Here is a 1,462-nt window from a genome sequence, read left to right on the forward strand (position 1 = left end):
ATCCGACGAGTGGTCGACGCGCCGCTACCTCGACATGTCAAGGCTCGGTGAGACCGTACCAGCAGCGAACTGATCACCGCCACAGGGACGGGCGAAGACCAAAGTGCGCAAGAGTTCGGGCACTACCGCTCATTTCATGTTGAGTGCGTATGTTTACTAACCCGAAAAAAATGTCGCAGGGTATGTGAACGTTGATATAGATGTGAAAGAGCTAAAGAAAGACAAGCAGCTACCGCCTAAGCCGACGTACAAGCAGATTCAGGCGTATGTGCTTGACAAGTACGGGCTGAAGGTATCGACGCTGAATATCGCGACCGTGAAAGACGAACTAGGGCTTGAGAAGCAGTTCTCCTATGAATAAGGGAGGCATGGCTGCAAAAAATCGACCTCAATGCCCGAAGGAAAAGCACGATGCGATAGTGGATGCATTCAGATATTTCAAGATGACGCTATAGGAAGCTCGTAGAGGCGTTTTTAGACGTTAAGCGATAGACTTATGCGTTTGAGGGCGCAAAAGCGCTTAAAACGCGTTTTAGAGCGTTCTAGGGGCGTACGGGCTGAGGAGGCCGTCAGACAGCTTGCTCGGCTCTTTTTTTGTTTGCAAAAAAGCAAGGAAAAGGCAGAACGTGTGCCTCACGGCGCTGCCGCGCCGCTCGCCACACGAAAAAGAAAAGCTGGGCACAGGGAAAAGGTGGGGTGGCCGAGGGTGATTTTCGTTCATGCGTGATTCTTGACACAGCGGCTGTGTCAAAGTGTCAGCTCATTTATGAGGGGATTCGATACCTTGCATAGGTCGTTGGCACAGAACGTTTTTGATGCTGTGTCAGAGATTTTGTTGATAGTCAAGGGATTCAAGCCCATGACACAGCTGACACAGTAAAAATAAACCTCATATAGGAAATTTTATATATATACACCTCTCTTACCTGTGCTTAGTAATTTTTTCCTATAGGGATTTGGAAAAATGCTGTGTCAGCTGTGTCATGAACCCAGACGCCTTGATAGCGTTGAAAATCCTTGACACAGCGCCCTGTGTCAAGGTCTCGGAAAACAACCCCTGTTTTTCGCCGATTCCCTTGATGGTGTTGGGCTTCAGGTCTGACACAGCGGCTGTGTGGATTGGCAACGGTGTGTTGGACTGTTTCTAGAGGGTTTTTCCTTGTTGTGTGAACTCCACGGGGCTCAGGTACCCGAGGGTCGAGTGGAGCCGTTGGTGGTTGTACCACCACACGTACCGGTTGACGTCCGAGCGTAGTTGCTCCACGTTCGTGTAGACGTTCCTGTGGATGAGTTCCTTCTTGACGAGCCGGTCGGTGGATTCGACCACCGCGTTGTCGTATGGGTTGCCGGGTCTGGAAAGGGAACGTGTGATGCCGAACACGTCGAGCATGCGTTCGATGCGTTCCCCGGTGAACCCGCCGCCGCGGTCCGTGTGGAACACCTCGATCTCATCCAGCGGGAA

The 1,462-nt window shown here is 51.4% G+C and carries 2 protein-coding genes; one reads left to right on the forward strand and one right to left on the reverse strand.

What is annotated here, in order from left to right:
- Positions 1-202 precede the first annotated feature (202 nt).
- Positions 203-361 carry a hypothetical protein gene (locus tag ACEUKI_RS10720; protein WP_374156887.1) on the forward strand — a complete coding sequence of 53 codons (159 nt, stop codon included), beginning with the start codon at positions 203-205 and terminating at the stop codon, positions 359-361.
- Positions 362-1,144: 783 nt separating this feature from the next.
- On the opposite strand, the gene ACEUKI_RS10725 is transcribed toward ACEUKI_RS10720, so the two are convergent.
- Positions 1,145-1,462 (reverse strand): integrase core domain-containing protein (locus ACEUKI_RS10725; RefSeq protein ID WP_374156888.1); only part of this gene is annotated, 318 nt, incomplete at its 5' end.

The sequence above is a fragment of the Bifidobacterium sp. 2450 genome (assembly GCF_041900695.1).
GTDB classification, from domain to species: Bacteria; Actinomycetota; Actinomycetes; order Actinomycetales; family Bifidobacteriaceae; genus Bifidobacterium; species Bifidobacterium longum.